Origin of the sequence: Paenibacillus polysaccharolyticus (assembly GCF_900102085.1) — a bacterium.
GTDB classification, from domain to species: domain Bacteria; phylum Bacillota; class Bacilli; order Paenibacillales; family Paenibacillaceae; genus Paenibacillus; species Paenibacillus polysaccharolyticus.
Window position 1 is genome coordinate 136,680 of the sequence record NZ_FMVM01000006.1, and the last position, 16,434, is coordinate 153,113.

A 16,434-nucleotide genomic window follows, 5' to 3' on the forward strand; every position below is an offset into this window, starting at 1 on the left:
GCTCTAAGAAAAACTGGTTTCCCAGGTCGGTTAAATCCGAGCTTCGTAGGATCAAATCTTCCTTCAGCGAGCCATCCTCCTGAAACGGATCTACAACAATCAACTGGTGTTCTACTAGAAATTGCATACCGACGGTCTGTAAAAATAGCAAAAAAGCGAGTACTTTCCTCCAATAAGAGGATGTACTCGCTTAGAATATTACTGCCTATAATTCACGTTTAGATAGACTTAGAAAGAACCTTTTACAACCACTTCGGACAATGGGAAGCGACCTGATGGACGAGCTGGCTCAGCAGCTTTACCTACAGTAATCAGCAAAGTTGGTACAAAGCGTGCAGGGATGTTGAATGCTTCGATCAATTGTTGTGGGTTGTATCCGCCCATTGGGCAAGTGTCATAACCCAGGGAACGTGCTGCCAGCATAATGTTTTGGGAAGCAAAAGAAGCGTTGCGGATTGCTTCATCACGAGCGATTTGCGGGCTTTGGTAAGCACCGTTAATTTGACCCACCAACGCGTCACGAACTTCAGCAGGCAATGCGCCAGCTTCAACAGCTTGATCGTAGATGAATGTATTGCGGTTCGCTTCCAGATCACCGAGAACGGCAATCGTAACAGAACTGTCCACTACTTGAGTTTGTCCGTAAGCGATCGGGAGCAATTTTGCTTTGTCTGCTTCGGATTCAATCACGAGGAATCTCCAGTGTTGCAGGTTCCAGGAAGACGGGGCTTCAGAAGCTGCAGTCAAGATTGCGTTCAGGTCAGCCTCCGGCAATACAAAACCTTTTTCATACTTTTTAACTGCGTGGCGTTCGCTAATAACGCTAAGTGTTTCATTTTTTTCAGTAACGGACATGTGTTCCACTCCTTAGTTCTGTTTGGAATATTATATTTTTACGTTCGCAAAGCACGCCTTGAAAGCCATTCCGCCCCAAGCACAGGCCTTCCGAAAATAACATCAGCGCAGACGAACGCTCCCCATCTGTGTTCACGTTATGCCCGGAATTACCTCAACTTTCAACCTCTTTTACACCGGAGCATACGTATCTCTTACACTTCTCTCCCATGAGCCATGACTCTGACAGCACCCATTCAGATCTTCTCTTTGGTAGATACCCCTTCCATCGGAAAAGGACCTTCTCCACGCTCAATGCTTTGCATCACATCAAGGATGGATATGCGGTCGAAATAAGCGCTCAGCGCTTCTTCCCCTCCATCGTATATAGCCCCCATCACACCCTGCATATTAGAGGAAACTTTACACGGTGAACCCGATTCACCTGAACACCAGCTTGGCCCGAGCGAACCTCCAGCAACTAGTCTGTACACTTCTCCAAGCTTGATCTCTTCACTTGGTCGACTAAGCAAGTATCCCCCATGAGCACCTTCTTTGGTCGTCAAGTAACCATGTTTGCGCAGAACACTCAGTACCTTGCGGACTCTGGCCGGGTGTGTGCCCACACTTTGAGACAGGTCTTCACTGTTGGCCATACACTCGCTTCTCATCGATAGAAAAACAAGACAATGCACCGCAATGGTAAATTCGCTGTTCATAACTTACTCCCTTCCCGGCATACAACACCGATGAACTTCATTCCAAGGTAAGTATAACTGTCATTATATGAATAACAGTTATGTTTGTCAACACTTGCTCCTGAACGTCATTTGATCTTAGATTTCCCTGTTATATCAATACTTACACTCTCTTGGTAATCTGCCGAACGCTGATTCAAAACTGTTGATGGAAACGTTCTATGCATAAAAAAGTGAGCCTTTCGCTTCGCGAAGGGCTCCAATAAGATAGACATATGAAAGGGCTTACGTGATTATTATAATCGCTAATCTTCATTTTGAAAACGCTTTTTTTGTAAAGTTTGATTTTAAGCTGATTCAGGATTTATCCGGTTATGATGAAAATTTATATTGCATAAACTAATGTCATTAGTTATATTACTAACATCATTAGTTTTAGGAGGATTTCCGATGCGGATCACCCGTGAATTCGATGTTTACCAAGTCACCTTTCTTCCCCGCCTCTTCCCTGTAAATGTCTATCTTGTTGAAGAGGAACAAGGCCTGACCCTGATTGATACAGGCATGCCATTCAGTCTCAAAGGTATTCTGGAGACAGCCGCTTCCTTGGGGAAACCCATCACCACCATCATCCTGACCCATGCCCATGCGGATCACGTTGGAGCGCTTGATGGTCTCAAGGATGCGCTCCCCGATGCTGAGGTATGCATCTCCAGCCGAGATGCCAAGCTATTAACCGGGGACACATCGCTGTTGCCGCACGAGCCGCAGACCCCGGTACGCGGCAGTGTGCCCAAAGGCATCCGTACGCAGCCGGATCGCCTGCTCGAAGATGGCGACCAGATTGGATCGCTGGTCGCTATTGCTTCTCCAGGCCATACGCCTGGGCATATGGCCTTCATGGATACACGCAGCCGAGTGTTGATCGTCGGCGATGCGTATCAAGTGCGCGGGGGCCTCGCCGTGTCCGGCCGCGTGCGCCCGCTCTTCCCGTTCCCTGCGCTGGCCACGTGGAATCGCGAAGCGGCACTAGCCAGCGGGAAGCGCCTGGCGGAGCTGGAGCCGTCCGTGCTGGCCGTTGGCCACGGACGAATGCTCCGCCAGCCCGCGGCGGCCATGCGCGCGGCAGTCGCTGATGCTCAGCAGCGACTGCAACCAGCCGGGGGGCAGCGATGAGCCCCCGGCAAGGTCTGGATCGCGGCGCGTTACTTGACGCTGCGATTCAGATCGTGGACAGCGACGGCTTTGAGGCGCTGACCCTGGCCGCTCTTGCGAAGCGGCTGGATGTGCGCTCGCCGTCGCTCTATAACCACATCAGCGGGCTCCCCGGGCTTCGCCAGGAACTGGCGCTGATGTCAGTGCAACAGCTTGGCCTTGCCGTAAACGAGGCTACGGCGGATCGCACCGGCGACGAGGCCATTCAAGCCATCGCCGCTGCTTATATAGGCTTCGTTCGCCAGCATCCCGGGCTCTACGAAGCCTCATACCATGCGCCCGACCTGAATGAACCGCAGCTCGCGGCATGCAAAACAGCTCTGCTGGACATGCTGCTGCATACCCTGCAGCCATACCCCCTCACCGAAGCGCAAGCATTGCATGCTGTTCGGGGGTTGCGCAGCCTCTGCCATGGTTTTGCCTCTATTGAGGCACAAGGCGGCTTCGGCATGGATTTCAGTCCGGACGATAGCCTGCGTCTGACCGTGTCCGCTTTTCTCCACGGGCTGCGCCACCTGTCTGAAGACATATAAATGAGGGCAAAGCTAAGTTTCCCAAAATATCCGAGCAAGAGAAAACCGCCCGGATACTCGTAAGCAACCGAACGAAACAAGATACTCTTCGTTCGAGAGCTGAGCTACACCAAGTAATAGAGGTTCGTCTAACCAAACGAACGAAGTTTCCCGCACCGCTTGTAGCTTCTGGCTCACGCGGTGCCCCTCTTCATGCGAAGCATGCCTACAACTAAGCTAACCTCCGTCGCCTGATCCGTTGAATCTGTCCGACCTACTACAATTTCCTCTCAACAAATTGAGACTTCCATGCGTCTGCCAGAATTCTAACGATCACCAGAGAGTTTATATGCCAGATAAACAGCCTTTTGGAATTCTAACGATCATCAGAGATGCTATTTTCTCAAAAAACGGTTAGAAACCATATAACAGACCGAGAATTCACAAAATAAGGTTTCTCCTGATCGTTAGAATTAAAAGAAGCAGAAATGCGGCAAATAAGCTTCCTGGTGATCGTTAGCCTAAAGAGCTTGTGCCCAGGAACAGGAGCAGGAGGTTAATAAGTTTAGATACACCATCCCACGCCTGTCCATCTGTTGCAGTAATCCCTTCTTAGTGCAGCCATTAGTACATCTGTTAGTACATCTGCTTAATTTCCTCTTATTCGAATAAACGGCAACTCATCGGGAACAATACTAGAGCGTGTCTTGAAACCTACTGAAGTGCATCTTTCCCCCTTCCCGCCTCTGCTACGTCACTTTCTCTTGACGTGTCCCGATACGCCTGCGGGAAACTTCCTTGCTTGGAATGAACATTCGGCAAAATCAGCTTTCTTCAGAGTTTTCAGACACTTCCTACATATTTTCCTAACAAAAAACGATCAACATTGCCTGCATTTTTAAAAGATATGTGTTCTATCGAGTTCCTGTATTTGTGCTATAATAGGAACTGAAAAATCAGGTCTTTTTGTATCTTATCCGGTTGAACGGATTACATATCATTGTAGAAAGAGGGCGTTTACGTGGCTCAAATCTCTCCGTACTATCTTCAAATCGGGGCGACTGTTGGCATGCTTGTCATGGCCTTACTTGCCATCTTCATTCGTATGAAAGCCAGCCACCGGCCGGTCACCATCCGTAAAATTATTATTCCGCCGCTCGGCATGAGCACAGGCTTTTTTATGTTTGTTGTACCGGAGACCCATGTTCCATGGTTGTGGGCGCTCATCGCGCTTCTAGTCGGCTGGTTTATTTTCTCGTATCCTCTCATTCGCAGCACCAAGTTTGAACGCGTAGGAGAAGAGATTTTTGCCACACGTTCCCGCAGCTTTGCCTTCATTTTGCTAGGACTTCTGGCTGTACGCCTGATTCTGCATGAAGTCATCCAGCGATATGTCAGCATTCCGCAAACAGGCGGTCTGTTCTTCCTGCTGGCGTTCGGTATGATTGTGCGCTGGCGTGTATATATGTACAAACACTACAAGGAAGTGCTCGCTGTTCAGAACTAAACGGTAGCTAAAATCCCCCGGCACTACCCTGATTTTTATAGGTCTAGAGCAATAAGAAATTAAACAATCAAGGTATTAAGCATTTACCAATCACATTGATCACATCAACTTAGCGATAACATCAATCGACATCAACATCAATTTAAAAAGACACGTTCAACACACCATTAAAAGGTGCCACGAACGTGTCTTTTGCTTGCAGGCTGCAACGACTTAATCAGAACTGTTATGCGGAAGTCGCTTTAATCGTTGGAATGAATGTACTCATCCATCAACCCAAGTTTACTCGCTCAATCCATCTATTCAGGGTCTGCAACCTTCACTAGCTGCTTGCCCAGATTATCTCCAGAGAAGAGTCCAATGAAAGCTTCCGGCGTCCGTTCGAAGCCGTCCACAATATTTTCTTCATACTGCAGCTTGCCTTCCTGAATCCACTTTGCCAACTTGGCGCGGCCTTCCTTGAAAGACTTCGTGTAGTCGCCCAGCAGAAAACCTTTCATCAGCGCCGTGTTCGTTAGCAGCAGTGTTTGTGGACGCATGCCGATATCCGGTTTCTCCAGATTATAAGACGAGATCTGTCCGCACAGCGGAATACGGGCATTCCGATTGATATGACGCAGTACAGCATCCGAGATATCGCCGCCAACATTGTCGAAGTATACGTCGACTCCGTCAGGACAAGCCTTTTCAATCGCTGCCGACATATCTTGCTCCGTCTTATAGTTCAGCACAACGTCGAAACCAAGCTTTTCTTTCAGATAGGTACATTTATCGTCAGAACCTGCGATACCGACCACACGCGCACCGACGATTTTACCGATCTGACCTGCGATCATCCCCACAGCTCCTGCCGCACCAGAGACCACAACGGTCTCTCCATCTTTGGGTTTGCCGATATCCTCCATGCCGAAATACGCGGTCAAACCTGTCAGGCCCAATGCACCGAGATAAGCTGTAATTGGAGCCTCGTCCGAATCAATCAGCGACAGATCCGTCGTATTGACCGCAGCATATTGCTGCCAGCCCCACATCCCCGTCACCAGATCACCTTTGCGTAAATTGGGCTCGGATGATTCCACAACCTGCCCGATCGCTCCTCCCTTAATGACTTCATTCAGGGCGTACGGCGGTGCATAGGATTTCGTATCTTTCATTCGTCCCCGCATGTACGGATCGACCGACAAATATAATGTACGAACCAGCACTTGCCCAGCTTCCGGTTCAGGTAGCGATGCCTCAACGAATTCAAAATTCTCTTTGGATGGGGCCCCTTCAGGACGGGACGCCAGTACGATCTGTTTATTTACACTCATTAAAATAACCTCCTGATTCCCAGTGGCTTCAAGGTCAGCCCTTGTCATCTGCAGTAACACAGGCACACCACTGGCTCTATGTTGATCTTCATAATAGTTTAAACCGAAACAGGCGGATCACAAACGTGGGCCGCCCGGAAATATACAAATTTCGTCACATTATAGCTCTAAAACAACCTTACAGCACAGTGAAAATGAATTAGCCAATAGTGAAATGACACAATCTTTTCATTCTGGGCGAATAGCCTTACATCTGTGTGTAGTCCACCCATCTGAATCCCTACCCCATCTTATTGCGCAGTCAGAATGACCGGTCCATCGGCTGTAATGGCAATGGTATGTTCATACTGAGCGGACAGACTTCCATCCAAAGTGCGTGCAGTCCAACCATCCGAATCCAGCTTGCTGCGGAATGTTCCGATATTCAACATCGGTTCAATGGTGATGACCATGCCCTCTTTAAGCCGCGGACCGCGATGCGGTGGGCCATAGTGAGGAACCTGCGGCTCTTCGTGCATCTTCTCTCCAATACCGTGTCCAATAAATTCACGAACCACGGACAGTCCTTCTCCTTCAGCATACGTTTGAATGGCATGCGAGATGTCTCCGATCCGGTTACCGACAATAGCAAGCTCAATGCCTTTGTATAGAGAGTTTTTCGTCACGTCTAACAAATGTTGCGCTTCAGGACTTACATTTCCGACTGCATAAGACCAAGCCGAGTCCGCCAGCCATCCATCCAAATTCACGACCATGTCGATGGTAACGATATCGCCGTCTTTCAGCACGTATTTTCCCGGAAAACCGTGACAGATCACGTCATTAACCGACGCACATGTCGCATAAGGGTACCCGTTGTAGCCCTTTTGCTCCGGTATAGCGCCATTTTTCTTCATAAATGCCTCTGCAAACTGGTCAATCTCCTGTGTTGTGATTCCCGGACGAATCAGTTTTGCAATTTCTCTATGGCACGCAGCCAGAATTTCTCCAGCTCTTCTCATTTGTTCAATCTGTTCTTTCGTCTTTATCATGATCATGCCAACTACTCCTTGTCCGTTATGATCTTATCCTGTCTTCTATTGTAACGCGAAACGCTCAAAATAAAAAATTCCGATAACTGAGGCAACATCCTATTATACGCCAAGCTGTGAATGAATGAGTATTTTTTTCTCCAAAAACACGAAACCCCTCTTGGGCAAGCCACGTATTAGCATAAAAATAACTGAAAACGAAAGGATGAACGACTCATGTTTAAGAAACTCATAGGCAAACTCATCGACTCCAAGTCCTCATCTCAACACAAACGTTACAGTTCTTCCAATAGACGTTCCTATAAAAAATACAGCAGTTCCTCTGGCAAACGCGGCTACAAACGCTATTCCTCATCTGATATGAAGTACAGGGATCAGCGCCATGGATCAGGGTATTACAAAAGCAGAAAGCATAGCTCCAGCTAAACGTTCGAATCTGATATGACTCTACGTCGGTCCCGACTTCAATCTCGCTTGAACCTGACTCTTAACCACCAGATATAACAAAGGGGTGTTCCATCGATACCGTACACACGGCCTTCGGAACACCCCTGCTTTTTAATTTTACATAAACTTCTACTCCGCTCTTCTGCTTCTACAGCAACGCTCTCAACCGATCCATCTCACGCTGCAACTCTCCTGCCCCGCCCTCATAACCCGGACGAAGCCCGAGAAGCCGCTCCAGCATCTCATGCAGTGCAGGCGTGAGCTGAAGCTCCTCCTGCCAGCTGGCAGGTGCGCTACCCTTCTGAGGCTCATAGGCCGAATACAGCATGAAAAGCAGAAAGTGACCAATATCCTGTAAATCCTGATCAGGTATAGCCGGTTCATCCTCAAGTTCAGGCACATCTTTCATTCGGCGTTTTAACTCTGGCAACAACGGCTCCCCCAAGCGTCTCGCCAGGCCAAAATCAATCAAATGCACTCGTCCCTCTCGTACAATGACGTTAGGGATTCGGATGTCGCCATGAATAAATCCCTGCTGATGAACATGAGCTACAGGAGACAACAGCTGACAAGCGAGTTCCAGGCATTCACGCTCTGTATATTGCTGACCTTCTTCGAAGATCAATTGTTCCAGCGTCTGTCCCCGGACATACTCTGTCACCATATAATTCCGTCTTCGCACGTTAAAGGTATCCAAAAGCTTCGGAATTGCTGGATGATGCAAATGCTGTAACACATCCGCTTCCCTGCTCAGCAGCCGCGCAGCAAGTCTGCCCTTACTCGGCTTCGATTCCTTCAACGCGACTTCCCTTCCCGTCTGCTGATCCACGCACAGATAGGTCAGTCCGTAACTCCCCATGCCTAGAAGCTCCCGTATCACATAACGATCCCCTATGATTATTCCTTGCCGCCCAGGACGGTCTGCAAATAATCCGATCAATCTTTGCCAGCTTCTCTCCAGCTCCACGTTGCCTCCCATGCCAGCTATCTGATGCCTGATCCGGTTTTCTGTCCTGTCATGAGAAACGGCTGATCAGCGGCTGGACTTCATGTTGTATTGGAGCTAATTATAGCAGGCTGTATATGTGAAATCACGATTATCCCTCATGTAGAATCACTTAAGCTTCTTTATGTTTCTTTGGCATCAAACCAAACAACATACGGAGTGAAGTGATTTTAGACTTTCGTTTTCGCCCCTGATAGCTGCGCAAATTGGTCACGAGTTCGCGATCTCGTTCTTCCTCCAGTTTTTCGTTCATCCACTGACGTTGCTTCTCCATCTGTTCCTGGAGCACAAGATGAGTCTCCGCCAGATGCTGGAGTGTCAGTTCCAGTTCATCCACCCGGTGCTGTAACACCTGCACGCGATCGTCCTCTTCCGGCTTGGGCTCAACTGCACCGTAGGTAACCTCACTTACAAGCTGGCCGAGTCCTTCATAAGATCTCAATTGACCGTACTGATCCACTTCCAGCGGCGGTAATGGATTAGCTCCAGATAAGACCGTACTGGTTGCAGCACACTCCTGCTCTGTATGCTCACGTATGGCTTGGACAGACTGCTGTTCTGTTTTCTCTTCTGCCGGGGATAGCACCGTAACCACTGCATCAGCTAGCGGCAGGTTATGCTCTCTAAGCTCCGTCATCAGACGTTCAATGCACTCGATATCATCGGATTTGAACAATCTGGACTTATTCGCAGAACGTTCGAAACGATATCCCTGCTCCTCAAGTGCTGCCGCATATTTACGAAGAGTACTGGCACCTATACCCAGACTCTTGGCCGTTTCCGTCGTTGCTCCTACTTCTTCAATCATCATGAATTCCCTCCCGGTATGAAGTCTTTTGGACTTGCAAAATAACGACTTTAGCGCTCCTGCAACGAACTATCATCGGATCGGGTGACCTTTCTCTTTGCACAACCATGGACTGTGAACATGAAACCTTAAACAATCCTAAAACAACCTTCCTCAAGGTAACCCATCCAGTTTCTCTTGCATGTCGGTAAGTATTCGTCAGTTTATTCGCAGAACCCTTTGACGGTTTAGTTCTGTTTCTGGGGATTCATAAGAACTTTTGTCAGGTATATATTCCGCATAAAAGTCCCTTCATCCGACAAGCTAGAGGAATGCTGTCGTGTCGAAAAAGGTACATGCAAATGCCGTCTAAATTTCGGAATGCATCGAATTGATGTCAATTTTGTTAACTCCATTACTCCAATACGCTCCCGCGACAGAGGGAATCATTGCTGTATTGCTTTTTTATGTGTTATCTTATGTAACGTAGAATTGAATTCCAGCATAAAATAAAGCACTATACTTAACATAACAATAATCAAGTAATGGATAAATCCAATGTAAACGGAGGCTGAAGGCAGTGTTAGGCAAATCAGGGAAAGTGGCGGTCATCGGGGCGGGTCTTGTAGGTTCAAGTTGTGCATATTCGATGATCAATCAATCGATATGCAGGGAGATTATGATGGTCGATCGGACGTATGACCGTGCGGTAGCACAGGCACTCGATTTTTCCCATTGCATGGACTTTACGCACAACCGAACGAAAGTATACGCAGGAACGTATGCCGATTGCGGCAGTATGGATGTCATCATTTTGACCGCTGGAGCCAATCCGAAGCCTGGACAGACAAGACTCGACGTTCTGGAGGAAGCAGAGTCCATTGCCAAAGATATCGTGGTTCCGATCATGAACAGTGGTTTTAACGGAATCTTCGTTGTCGCAGCCAACCCCGTGGACATTGTTACGTATATGGTATGGAAATTGTCCGGTTTGCCGCGTGAGCGTGTCATCGGGACGGGAACCTCGATCGACTCTTCACGGCTCAAAACACTGCTCTCCGAGGTATTCTCCATCGACCCGCGCAGCGTACACGGCTACGCACTCGGTGAGCACGGCGAGTCCCAATTCGTAGCATGGTCCCATGTTACCATTGGAGGCAAGCCTATTCTGCACATTTTGGATCAACACAAGGAACGGTTCAAACATCTGGATCTGGACGATATCGCCAAAAAAACGAAAGATGCGGGCTGGGAAATTTTCACTCGCAAAGGTTCAACCCAGTTTGGCATTGGGAATGCACTTGCCCATATTACTCGCTCCATCCTGAATGACGAGCATAAAATCATTGCCGTATCCGCGATTCTTGATGGCGAATATGGACAGCAGAATGTCTGTGCAGGAGTCCCTGCAATCATTGGGGAGGGCGGTATTCAAGAGATTATCGAATTAAATCTCGATCAAGCGGAGGTTGAGAAATTCGAGCGTTCCTGTGAAATTTTATCCGGTAATATTAACCGCCTGACTATCGCCTAAGCCTTCGTAAATTCTGAGTAGGAACAGGTCTACACTGCGAGCTTGTTGCAAAATAGAACAAAAAAAACAACCTTCATTTCACCACACTGTGGACATGAAGGTTGTTCTGCTACACCTATCTTTTTAATCCGTTGGGCTCAATCCAATGATCCACATATGAATCTCTACTTAACTAGGCCCAATCCGCGGCTCATCAGACGGTCCCCATTGCTGGAGGACCCGCTTCAATTCACTTAGCATCACCGGCTTGCTGATAAAGTCCCGCATGCCGATCTCCAGACAGGCCTCTTTATCTTCCCGCCTCGAATTGCCCGTAACGGCAATAATCGGGGGAATCCGATCCTCAGGAATTAACCGATGCAACAGATTCGTGGCTTTCAGACCGTCCATTACAGGCATATGGATATCCATCAGAACAATATCATAGGCATTCTGCGAGATGGCATCAATCGCTTCTACACCATTCGTGCACACATCAGCCTCATAGCCCAGTTTCTCCAAATATTCCTGTAAAATCTTCCGGTTGACCGGATGATCTTCTGCTACGAGAATACGCATAGCCACCTTGTCACTTTGACGTGTACGGTCATGCTGGAACTCACTTGCTGACTTTTCACCTGATGCTTCAACTCGCGTCGTCGGAATAGCAAACCGGAAAACGGAGCCTTCTCCTTCCGTACTCTCCACACTGATGCTTCCACCCATAATCTCAACAAGTCTCTTGGAGATCACCAGCCCAAGTCCTGTTCCGCCGTATTTGCGATTAATTACTGGATGTAGTTGAGAGAACGACTGGAACAACTGATCCTGCTTGTCCGCAGGAATACCGATCCCCGTATCTTGCACAGCAAAATCCAGTACACTATCCTCAGGTTTGCTTCCTTTAATGATGTCCACCGTGACATCGATACTTCCCTGATCTGTGAATTTCAGCGCGTTGCCAACGAGATTCACCAGAATCTGCCTTATTCGCATCGAATCCCCCGCCATATAATCAGGGATATTCGGGTTCAGACGAAAACGAATATCCAGATGTTTCTCGTCTGCTCTTGGCTTGAACAGCTCCGCAACCTGCTCCAGCATCTTGCGGAGCGAGAACGGCTCGTAGGCCAGGGCCATTTTACCAGACTCCAGCTTACTGAAGTCCAGAATATCATTCAGGATGTTCAGCAATGCATCGCCGCTCTCTTGAATAATCTGGGCGTACTCTCGCTGCTCCTCTGACAAGTCTGTACCCACCAATAGCTCAGTCATTCCTACAATGCCGTTCATCGGTGTCCGGATTTCGTGACTGACGAGGGACAGGAACTCGGACTTGGCTTGTGCAGCGAGCTCAGCCGTTTCCTTGGCGCGAACAATTTCACGTTCACCGGTAACGTCATTAAAGACAACGACCGCACCACGAATCTGACCCTCATCAATAATCGGAGTTACTTGATACTGTACGAGGAAACTACTGCCGTCTTTTCGCCAGAACACGTCCTCCGTCACTGAACGCGCATGTCCATCGAGCACCGTCATGTGAATCGGACATTCTTCTTTTGGAAAATAACTTCCGTCTGCACGCGTGTGATGGATAATCGGGTGTGAACTTTTACCAATGAATTCATGAGCTTCATAACCAAACATGGATGCCGCCGCCGGATTCATAAACATCGTAATGCCATCCGCATCGAGACCGTAGATTCCTTCGGTAACGGTATTGAGAATCAACTCATGCTGCTTGCTCAGCTCCTGAATACGCTCCGTGTACTCCTTGCGCTCCGTTATATCTGATACTATACCGTAGACACCAACTACTTCGTTATCTATAATAATCGGCACATTCGTTACCGAAACTTCGATCTTCCGGCCACTGGAATTTACAACACGAGTCTCATAGTATTGAGGCTTCCCCTGCTTCACGAGCTCAAATCCAGTTTCCCCCTTCTGCCGTTCTCGTTTATCCAGGTTCGACAGAAAAGACTGTCCGATGAGTTTGCTACGCGGAATATCAAGCATTTGCACCATATTGCTGTTCACAGCACTATAATTCCCTTCCAGATCGAGGGAGTATACCGCAGCCGGATTATATTCAAACAATGACTTGTACCGCTCACGGCTTTCGCGAAGACGTCTGTCAGCATCCTCTTGCTGGGTAATATCCCTGCTAATGCTCACAATTTGCGTTATTTTGCCATGTTCCCCGGTCACGGGCTTCGCCAATGTCTCCATCCAGATGTAATGCCCATCTTTGTGTAACACTCTCATCTTGCAGCCATGACCAATATTAGAAATGAGCAAAGGGTCCGGATAATCTCCCGGGTAACAGTAGGATTTAAACGATTTCCCTGCGACTTCCTCCGGCTCATAACCAAGCAGTGCACGAACAGATGGAGAGACATACAAGAGTTCACCATCTATAGCACAGGTTGTAATCAGATCTTGCGCATGCTCGGCCAATACCTGATATTTCTCTTGAGTCTGCTGCAGTTCCTGTTCGATGATCACCTTATCCGTCACATCCTTGGCAATACCATAGATGCCGACGACATCATCACCTTCTGTAATCGGTATATAGGTTACCTGTGCATGTTTCACAGAGCCATCTTTATGATAAAAAGCCATCGCTTCGCTGACTGAACGTCCAGCCAGAACATCTTCGATGAATTGCACTCTTCTCTTTTCACTCTCAGGCGGGCTGATGCGATCCCGACTCACCCCTGCAAGCTCTTCAATCTTGTAGCCGGATAACCGTTCAAACGAAGGGTTAGCATCGATGTGATTCCCTTCAATGTCCATCACATAGATGGCATCCGGGTGATTAAAAAACAATGATCGGTAAGAGCTACCCTCAGAAATAATTCGTTTCAGGGTTTCCGTTTTATTATGATCCAAAGGCCTACCCCTCTTTTCTCAGCCAAAATCTTCTTTCTTCATCACATTACATATGCGCCATTTTCGGCTGTAACAGTCTTACCCTCGAATAACCATGTTCGCCTGACTAGAAACAGCTTTTTTTATTTTACCAGATTCTCGTCTCATTTTGCTTATCAAATAGGATGAAATTCACATCAATAGGCATGAAAAAGATGGGATTTGCCCTTTATCGCATAATATAAAAAAAACTGAGACTGTCTGCATACCAACTCTTTGGATGCACAGCCTCAGGAAAGGTTCATTTGTTATTCTCATCGAACGTATACTTTATACTTCCTTCTTCGAAAAATAAATCATGCCCATCGCAATGAATAACACGGCGCTGCCACCAACTACGGCTAGAAGTGTGCCGAGCGGAACATTGAACGCACCGAACCCTGTTCCCTCAATGGGAAGCATCAGAATCATCGGCTGTGCCCATGGATAATATGGCCCATACGTTGCGGAGTTTGCAACCAGAATGTTAGGTATCGTTAACGCGAAGTTCAGGGCAAGCGGCGCGGCGAAACTGCTCCAGATCAGAGAGACAAACATCTGTAATGCCGCCAATGGGATACAAGCCAGAAGTCCAAGCAACATTTTACTGACAAGGAATCCCCAAGGTACCGGTGATGCCATCCCATGGATTAATCCTGTCAAAACGATACTTCCGAATAGAAGTAGCTGTGTACCAGCGAGGAGCAGTAACACAATTGTGAATTTGCCTAAATACACACCTGTACGTGTAAGTGGCAAAACCAAGAGCTGTTTCCATCCACCCCCTGCATGTTCAAAACGGCAGACAAATGAGGTGAACACCCCTGTCAGCATCGGTAACAAAAGCATACCGTGAATCATCACCATGGCTGACATCAATGCAATCCAATCGCCCGATGGGGAAGAGAGCAGACCGATGAGCAGTGCGATCAAGGGACTGATTAGAACCAAAAGCGAGATTGGCGATTTGGCCATTTTCAAACGTTCCGCAGATAAGATACGAAAATAGGTTGTAGCAAAATTCATATCAGGCCACATCCTTCCGACTGAAGTGCATCATGCCTATCAGCAAAATGAGGATTCCTAAACCTGCACCCATTGCTGCGTATAAGTAAGCGTTAGGCGCACTCCAAGCCATTTGTGCCCAAGCGAGTGGAAACTGTGGAGAGATGCTGAGAGAGAACATACCGGTAATCGCAAGAATAATGCCGAATGTAACCGGCAGCGCCTGATTTTTGGATACCAGCGTAAACCATAATTCAATGGACAATACAGGCAGTGCGCCAGCTAGCGGCATAAGCCCCAGCTTCAGTGCCTGTGCCCACGGTATATCTTTGGCATCGAAACCAAGCACAAGTCCCAGTCCAACAACCCCCGCCGTTAACAACAAACATGAGATCATTAGTAGCACACAGGCCAGCAGAAACTTTGCAAGATAAACGGCTGGCCTTTTAATTGGCATCGCCAGAAGTTGCTTCCACGACCCCTGCTCATGCTCTATTCCGGCGATCATCGAACTCAAAATGGTTGCGCCCAGCATTAAAGCCAGCGGCACAAAAACAACCACGTTTCCCAGCAGACCTCCCCACAAATTGTCGGCATACTGTTCTTTCAGATAATCCAGCCGTAATCCGAAATTCAGAGCCTGCATGGCCGTTAAGCCGATTGGTGCCAGAAATACAAGAAACCAGATGCCTTTGCCACGAATTTTAAGCCAGTCGGCTGATAATGCACGTCCTGTCATAGGGAAGCCCCCTCGCCAATGACACGCATGAAGAGATCCTCCAAAGACTGTCTCTGTTCTTCGACCCGGTATACATCATGATCCTGTTCAATCAATCGGCGTACCAGCAGTGCAACTGCGCTGTTATCCATGTAGGGGAAGGTAAGCTCAGCACCCTGTCTCTGACCAAATTGCCCCTGCTCACGAGCAAGCTTCATGGCTGCCTCCGGTTCAGACACCGTGAGCCTGATTGAGCTGCCTGTCTGACTATGGAGACTCGCCATCGTATCCTGCATCACCATTTTGCCATCTCTTATAATACCGACACGACTCGCCATCTGCTCCACTTCACTCAGCAAATGACTGGATACAAGAACGGTGATGCCATGCTCCAGCGGCATACGTTTGATGAGTTCCCGAATCTCCTGAATCCCCGCGGGGTCAAGTCCGTTCGTTGGTTCATCCAAAATAAGCAGCTCCGGTTCACCGAGTAGTGCGCTTGCAATGCCCAAACGCTGTTTCATGCCGAGGGAATACCCTTTTACATTTCGTTTAGCATCTTTCGTCAGATCAACAATAGATAACACTTCCGCAATCCTTGACTTGGGTACATTGATAATGCGGCGCAGTACCTCAAGATTCTCTACCGCATTCAGATGACCGTAATAGGAGGGGTACTCCACCAGAGAACCTACACGCCGTAAAATGTCCATACGGTCCTTGCGAATATCTTTGTCGAAGACCCGGATGACACCTTTGGTCGGTTTAATCAATCCAAGAAGCATGCGAATCGTTGTTGTTTTGCCGGCCCCATTGGGACCGAGAAATCCGTAGATATCTCCCTTTTTAATATGAAGGTCAAGTTCACGAACCGCTGCACGGTCCTTATATGTTTTCCATAAATTCGCTGTTTGAATAATATTTTCGCTCAT

The 16,434-nt window shown here is 48.0% G+C and carries 14 protein-coding genes; 4 read left to right on the forward strand and 10 right to left on the reverse strand.

Going from position 1 to position 16,434, the window contains the following annotated elements:
- Positions 1-228 precede the first annotated feature (228 nt).
- Both BLQ13_RS09975 and BLQ13_RS09980 read right to left on the reverse strand, forming a co-directional pair.
- On the reverse strand, positions 229-855 hold the full coding sequence (locus BLQ13_RS09975; RefSeq protein ID WP_090918698.1) for a nitroreductase family protein: 627 nt from the start codon (positions 853-855) through the stop codon (positions 229-231).
- A gap of 236 nt (positions 856-1,091) precedes the next feature.
- A complete protein-coding gene (locus BLQ13_RS09980) occupies positions 1,092-1,553 on the reverse strand; it encodes an RrF2 family transcriptional regulator (protein ID WP_090918700.1) in 462 nt (153 codons plus the stop codon).
- Positions 1,554-1,982: 429 nt separating this feature from the next.
- On the opposite strand from BLQ13_RS09980, the gene BLQ13_RS09985 reads away from it, so the two are divergent.
- The 3 genes from BLQ13_RS09985 (at position 1,983) to BLQ13_RS09995 (ending at position 4,766) form a co-directional block, all read left to right on the forward strand.
- On the forward strand, positions 1,983-2,708 hold the full coding sequence (locus BLQ13_RS09985) for an MBL fold metallo-hydrolase (RefSeq protein ID WP_090918702.1): 726 nt from the start codon (positions 1,983-1,985) through the stop codon (positions 2,706-2,708).
- Positions 2,705-3,280 (forward strand): TetR/AcrR family transcriptional regulator, encoded by a 576-nt coding sequence (locus BLQ13_RS09990; RefSeq protein WP_090918704.1) that lies wholly within the window; start codon positions 2,705-2,707, stop codon positions 3,278-3,280. The genes BLQ13_RS09985 and BLQ13_RS09990 overlap by 4 nt, the downstream gene beginning before the upstream one ends.
- A 1,000-nt stretch (positions 3,281-4,280) precedes the next feature.
- Positions 4,281-4,766 carry a CcdC family protein gene (locus tag BLQ13_RS09995; protein WP_186811773.1) on the forward strand — a complete coding sequence of 162 codons (486 nt, stop codon included), beginning with the start codon at positions 4,281-4,283 and terminating at the stop codon, positions 4,764-4,766.
- Positions 4,767-5,065: 299 nt separating this feature from the next.
- On the opposite strand, the gene BLQ13_RS10000 is transcribed toward BLQ13_RS09995, so the two are convergent.
- The 4 genes from BLQ13_RS10000 to BLQ13_RS10020 form a co-directional block, all read right to left on the reverse strand.
- Entirely contained in the window at positions 5,066-6,079 is a 1,014-nt protein-coding gene (locus BLQ13_RS10000; RefSeq protein ID WP_090918707.1) for an NADP-dependent oxidoreductase, read from the reverse strand.
- A 290-nt stretch (positions 6,080-6,369) separates the two neighbouring features.
- A complete protein-coding gene (gene map, locus BLQ13_RS10005) occupies positions 6,370-7,116 on the reverse strand; it encodes a type I methionyl aminopeptidase (protein ID WP_090918710.1) in 747 nt (248 codons plus the stop codon).
- Between the two features lie 589 nt (positions 7,117-7,705).
- Positions 7,706-8,524, reverse strand: coding sequence for a serine/threonine protein kinase (locus BLQ13_RS10015; RefSeq protein WP_244159273.1), 819 nt, complete (start codon positions 8,522-8,524; stop codon positions 7,706-7,708).
- A gap of 151 nt (positions 8,525-8,675) precedes the next feature.
- On the reverse strand, positions 8,676-9,374 hold the full coding sequence (locus BLQ13_RS10020) for a hypothetical protein (RefSeq protein WP_090918717.1): 699 nt from the start codon (positions 9,372-9,374) through the stop codon (positions 8,676-8,678).
- Between the two features lie 556 nt (positions 9,375-9,930).
- On the opposite strand from BLQ13_RS10020, the gene BLQ13_RS10025 reads away from it, so the two are divergent.
- Positions 9,931-10,884, forward strand: a complete 954-nt coding sequence (locus BLQ13_RS10025) for an L-lactate dehydrogenase (protein ID WP_090918719.1) — start codon at positions 9,931-9,933, stop codon at positions 10,882-10,884.
- Between the two features lie 168 nt (positions 10,885-11,052).
- Here BLQ13_RS10025 and BLQ13_RS10030 read toward each other — a convergent pair whose 3' ends face one another.
- From BLQ13_RS10030 to BLQ13_RS10045, 4 genes are all read right to left on the reverse strand, one after another.
- On the reverse strand, positions 11,053-13,761 hold the full coding sequence (locus BLQ13_RS10030; RefSeq protein ID WP_090918721.1) for a PAS domain-containing hybrid sensor histidine kinase/response regulator: 2,709 nt from the start codon (positions 13,759-13,761) through the stop codon (positions 11,053-11,055).
- A 309-nt stretch (positions 13,762-14,070) separates the two neighbouring features.
- Positions 14,071-14,805 carry an ABC transporter permease gene (locus tag BLQ13_RS10035; protein ID WP_090918723.1) on the reverse strand — a complete coding sequence of 245 codons (735 nt, stop codon included), beginning with the start codon at positions 14,803-14,805 and terminating at the stop codon, positions 14,071-14,073.
- A 1-nt stretch (position 14,806) separates the two neighbouring features.
- Positions 14,807-15,523 carry an ABC transporter permease gene (locus tag BLQ13_RS10040; RefSeq protein ID WP_090918725.1) on the reverse strand — a complete coding sequence of 239 codons (717 nt, stop codon included), beginning with the start codon at positions 15,521-15,523 and terminating at the stop codon, positions 14,807-14,809.
- Positions 15,520-16,434, reverse strand: a complete 915-nt coding sequence (locus BLQ13_RS10045) for an ABC transporter ATP-binding protein (RefSeq protein ID WP_090918727.1) — start codon at positions 16,432-16,434, stop codon at positions 15,520-15,522. Before BLQ13_RS10045 ends, BLQ13_RS10040 begins: the two co-directional genes overlap by 4 nt.

Bases quoted from the DNA above. Each gene is read 5' to 3' on its own strand.
- map (WP_090918710.1), bottom strand. From the start codon at position 7,116: ATGATCATGATAAAGACGAAAGAACAGATTGAACAAATGAGAAGAGCT.
- BLQ13_RS10000 (WP_090918707.1), bottom strand. From the start codon at position 6,079: ATGAGTGTAAATAAACAGATCGTACTGGCGTCCCGTCCTGAAGGGGCC.
- BLQ13_RS10035 (WP_090918723.1), bottom strand. From the start codon at position 14,805: ATGAATTTTGCTACAACCTATTTTCGTATCTTATCTGCGGAACGTTTG.
- BLQ13_RS09980 (WP_090918700.1), bottom strand. From the start codon at position 1,553: ATGAACAGCGAATTTACCATTGCGGTGCATTGTCTTGTTTTTCTATCG.
- BLQ13_RS09985 (WP_090918702.1), top strand. From the start codon at position 1,983: ATGCGGATCACCCGTGAATTCGATGTTTACCAAGTCACCTTTCTTCCC.
- BLQ13_RS10045 (WP_090918727.1), bottom strand. From the start codon at position 16,434: ATGAGCGAAAATATTATTCAAACAGCGAATTTATGGAAAACATATAAG.
- BLQ13_RS10040 (WP_090918725.1), bottom strand. From the start codon at position 15,523: ATGACAGGACGTGCATTATCAGCCGACTGGCTTAAAATTCGTGGCAAA.
- BLQ13_RS09990 (WP_090918704.1), top strand. From the start codon at position 2,705: ATGAGCCCCCGGCAAGGTCTGGATCGCGGCGCGTTACTTGACGCTGCG.
- BLQ13_RS09975 (WP_090918698.1), bottom strand. From the start codon at position 855: ATGTCCGTTACTGAAAAAAATGAAACACTTAGCGTTATTAGCGAACGC.
- BLQ13_RS10020 (WP_090918717.1), bottom strand. From the start codon at position 9,374: ATGATGATTGAAGAAGTAGGAGCAACGACGGAAACGGCCAAGAGTCTG.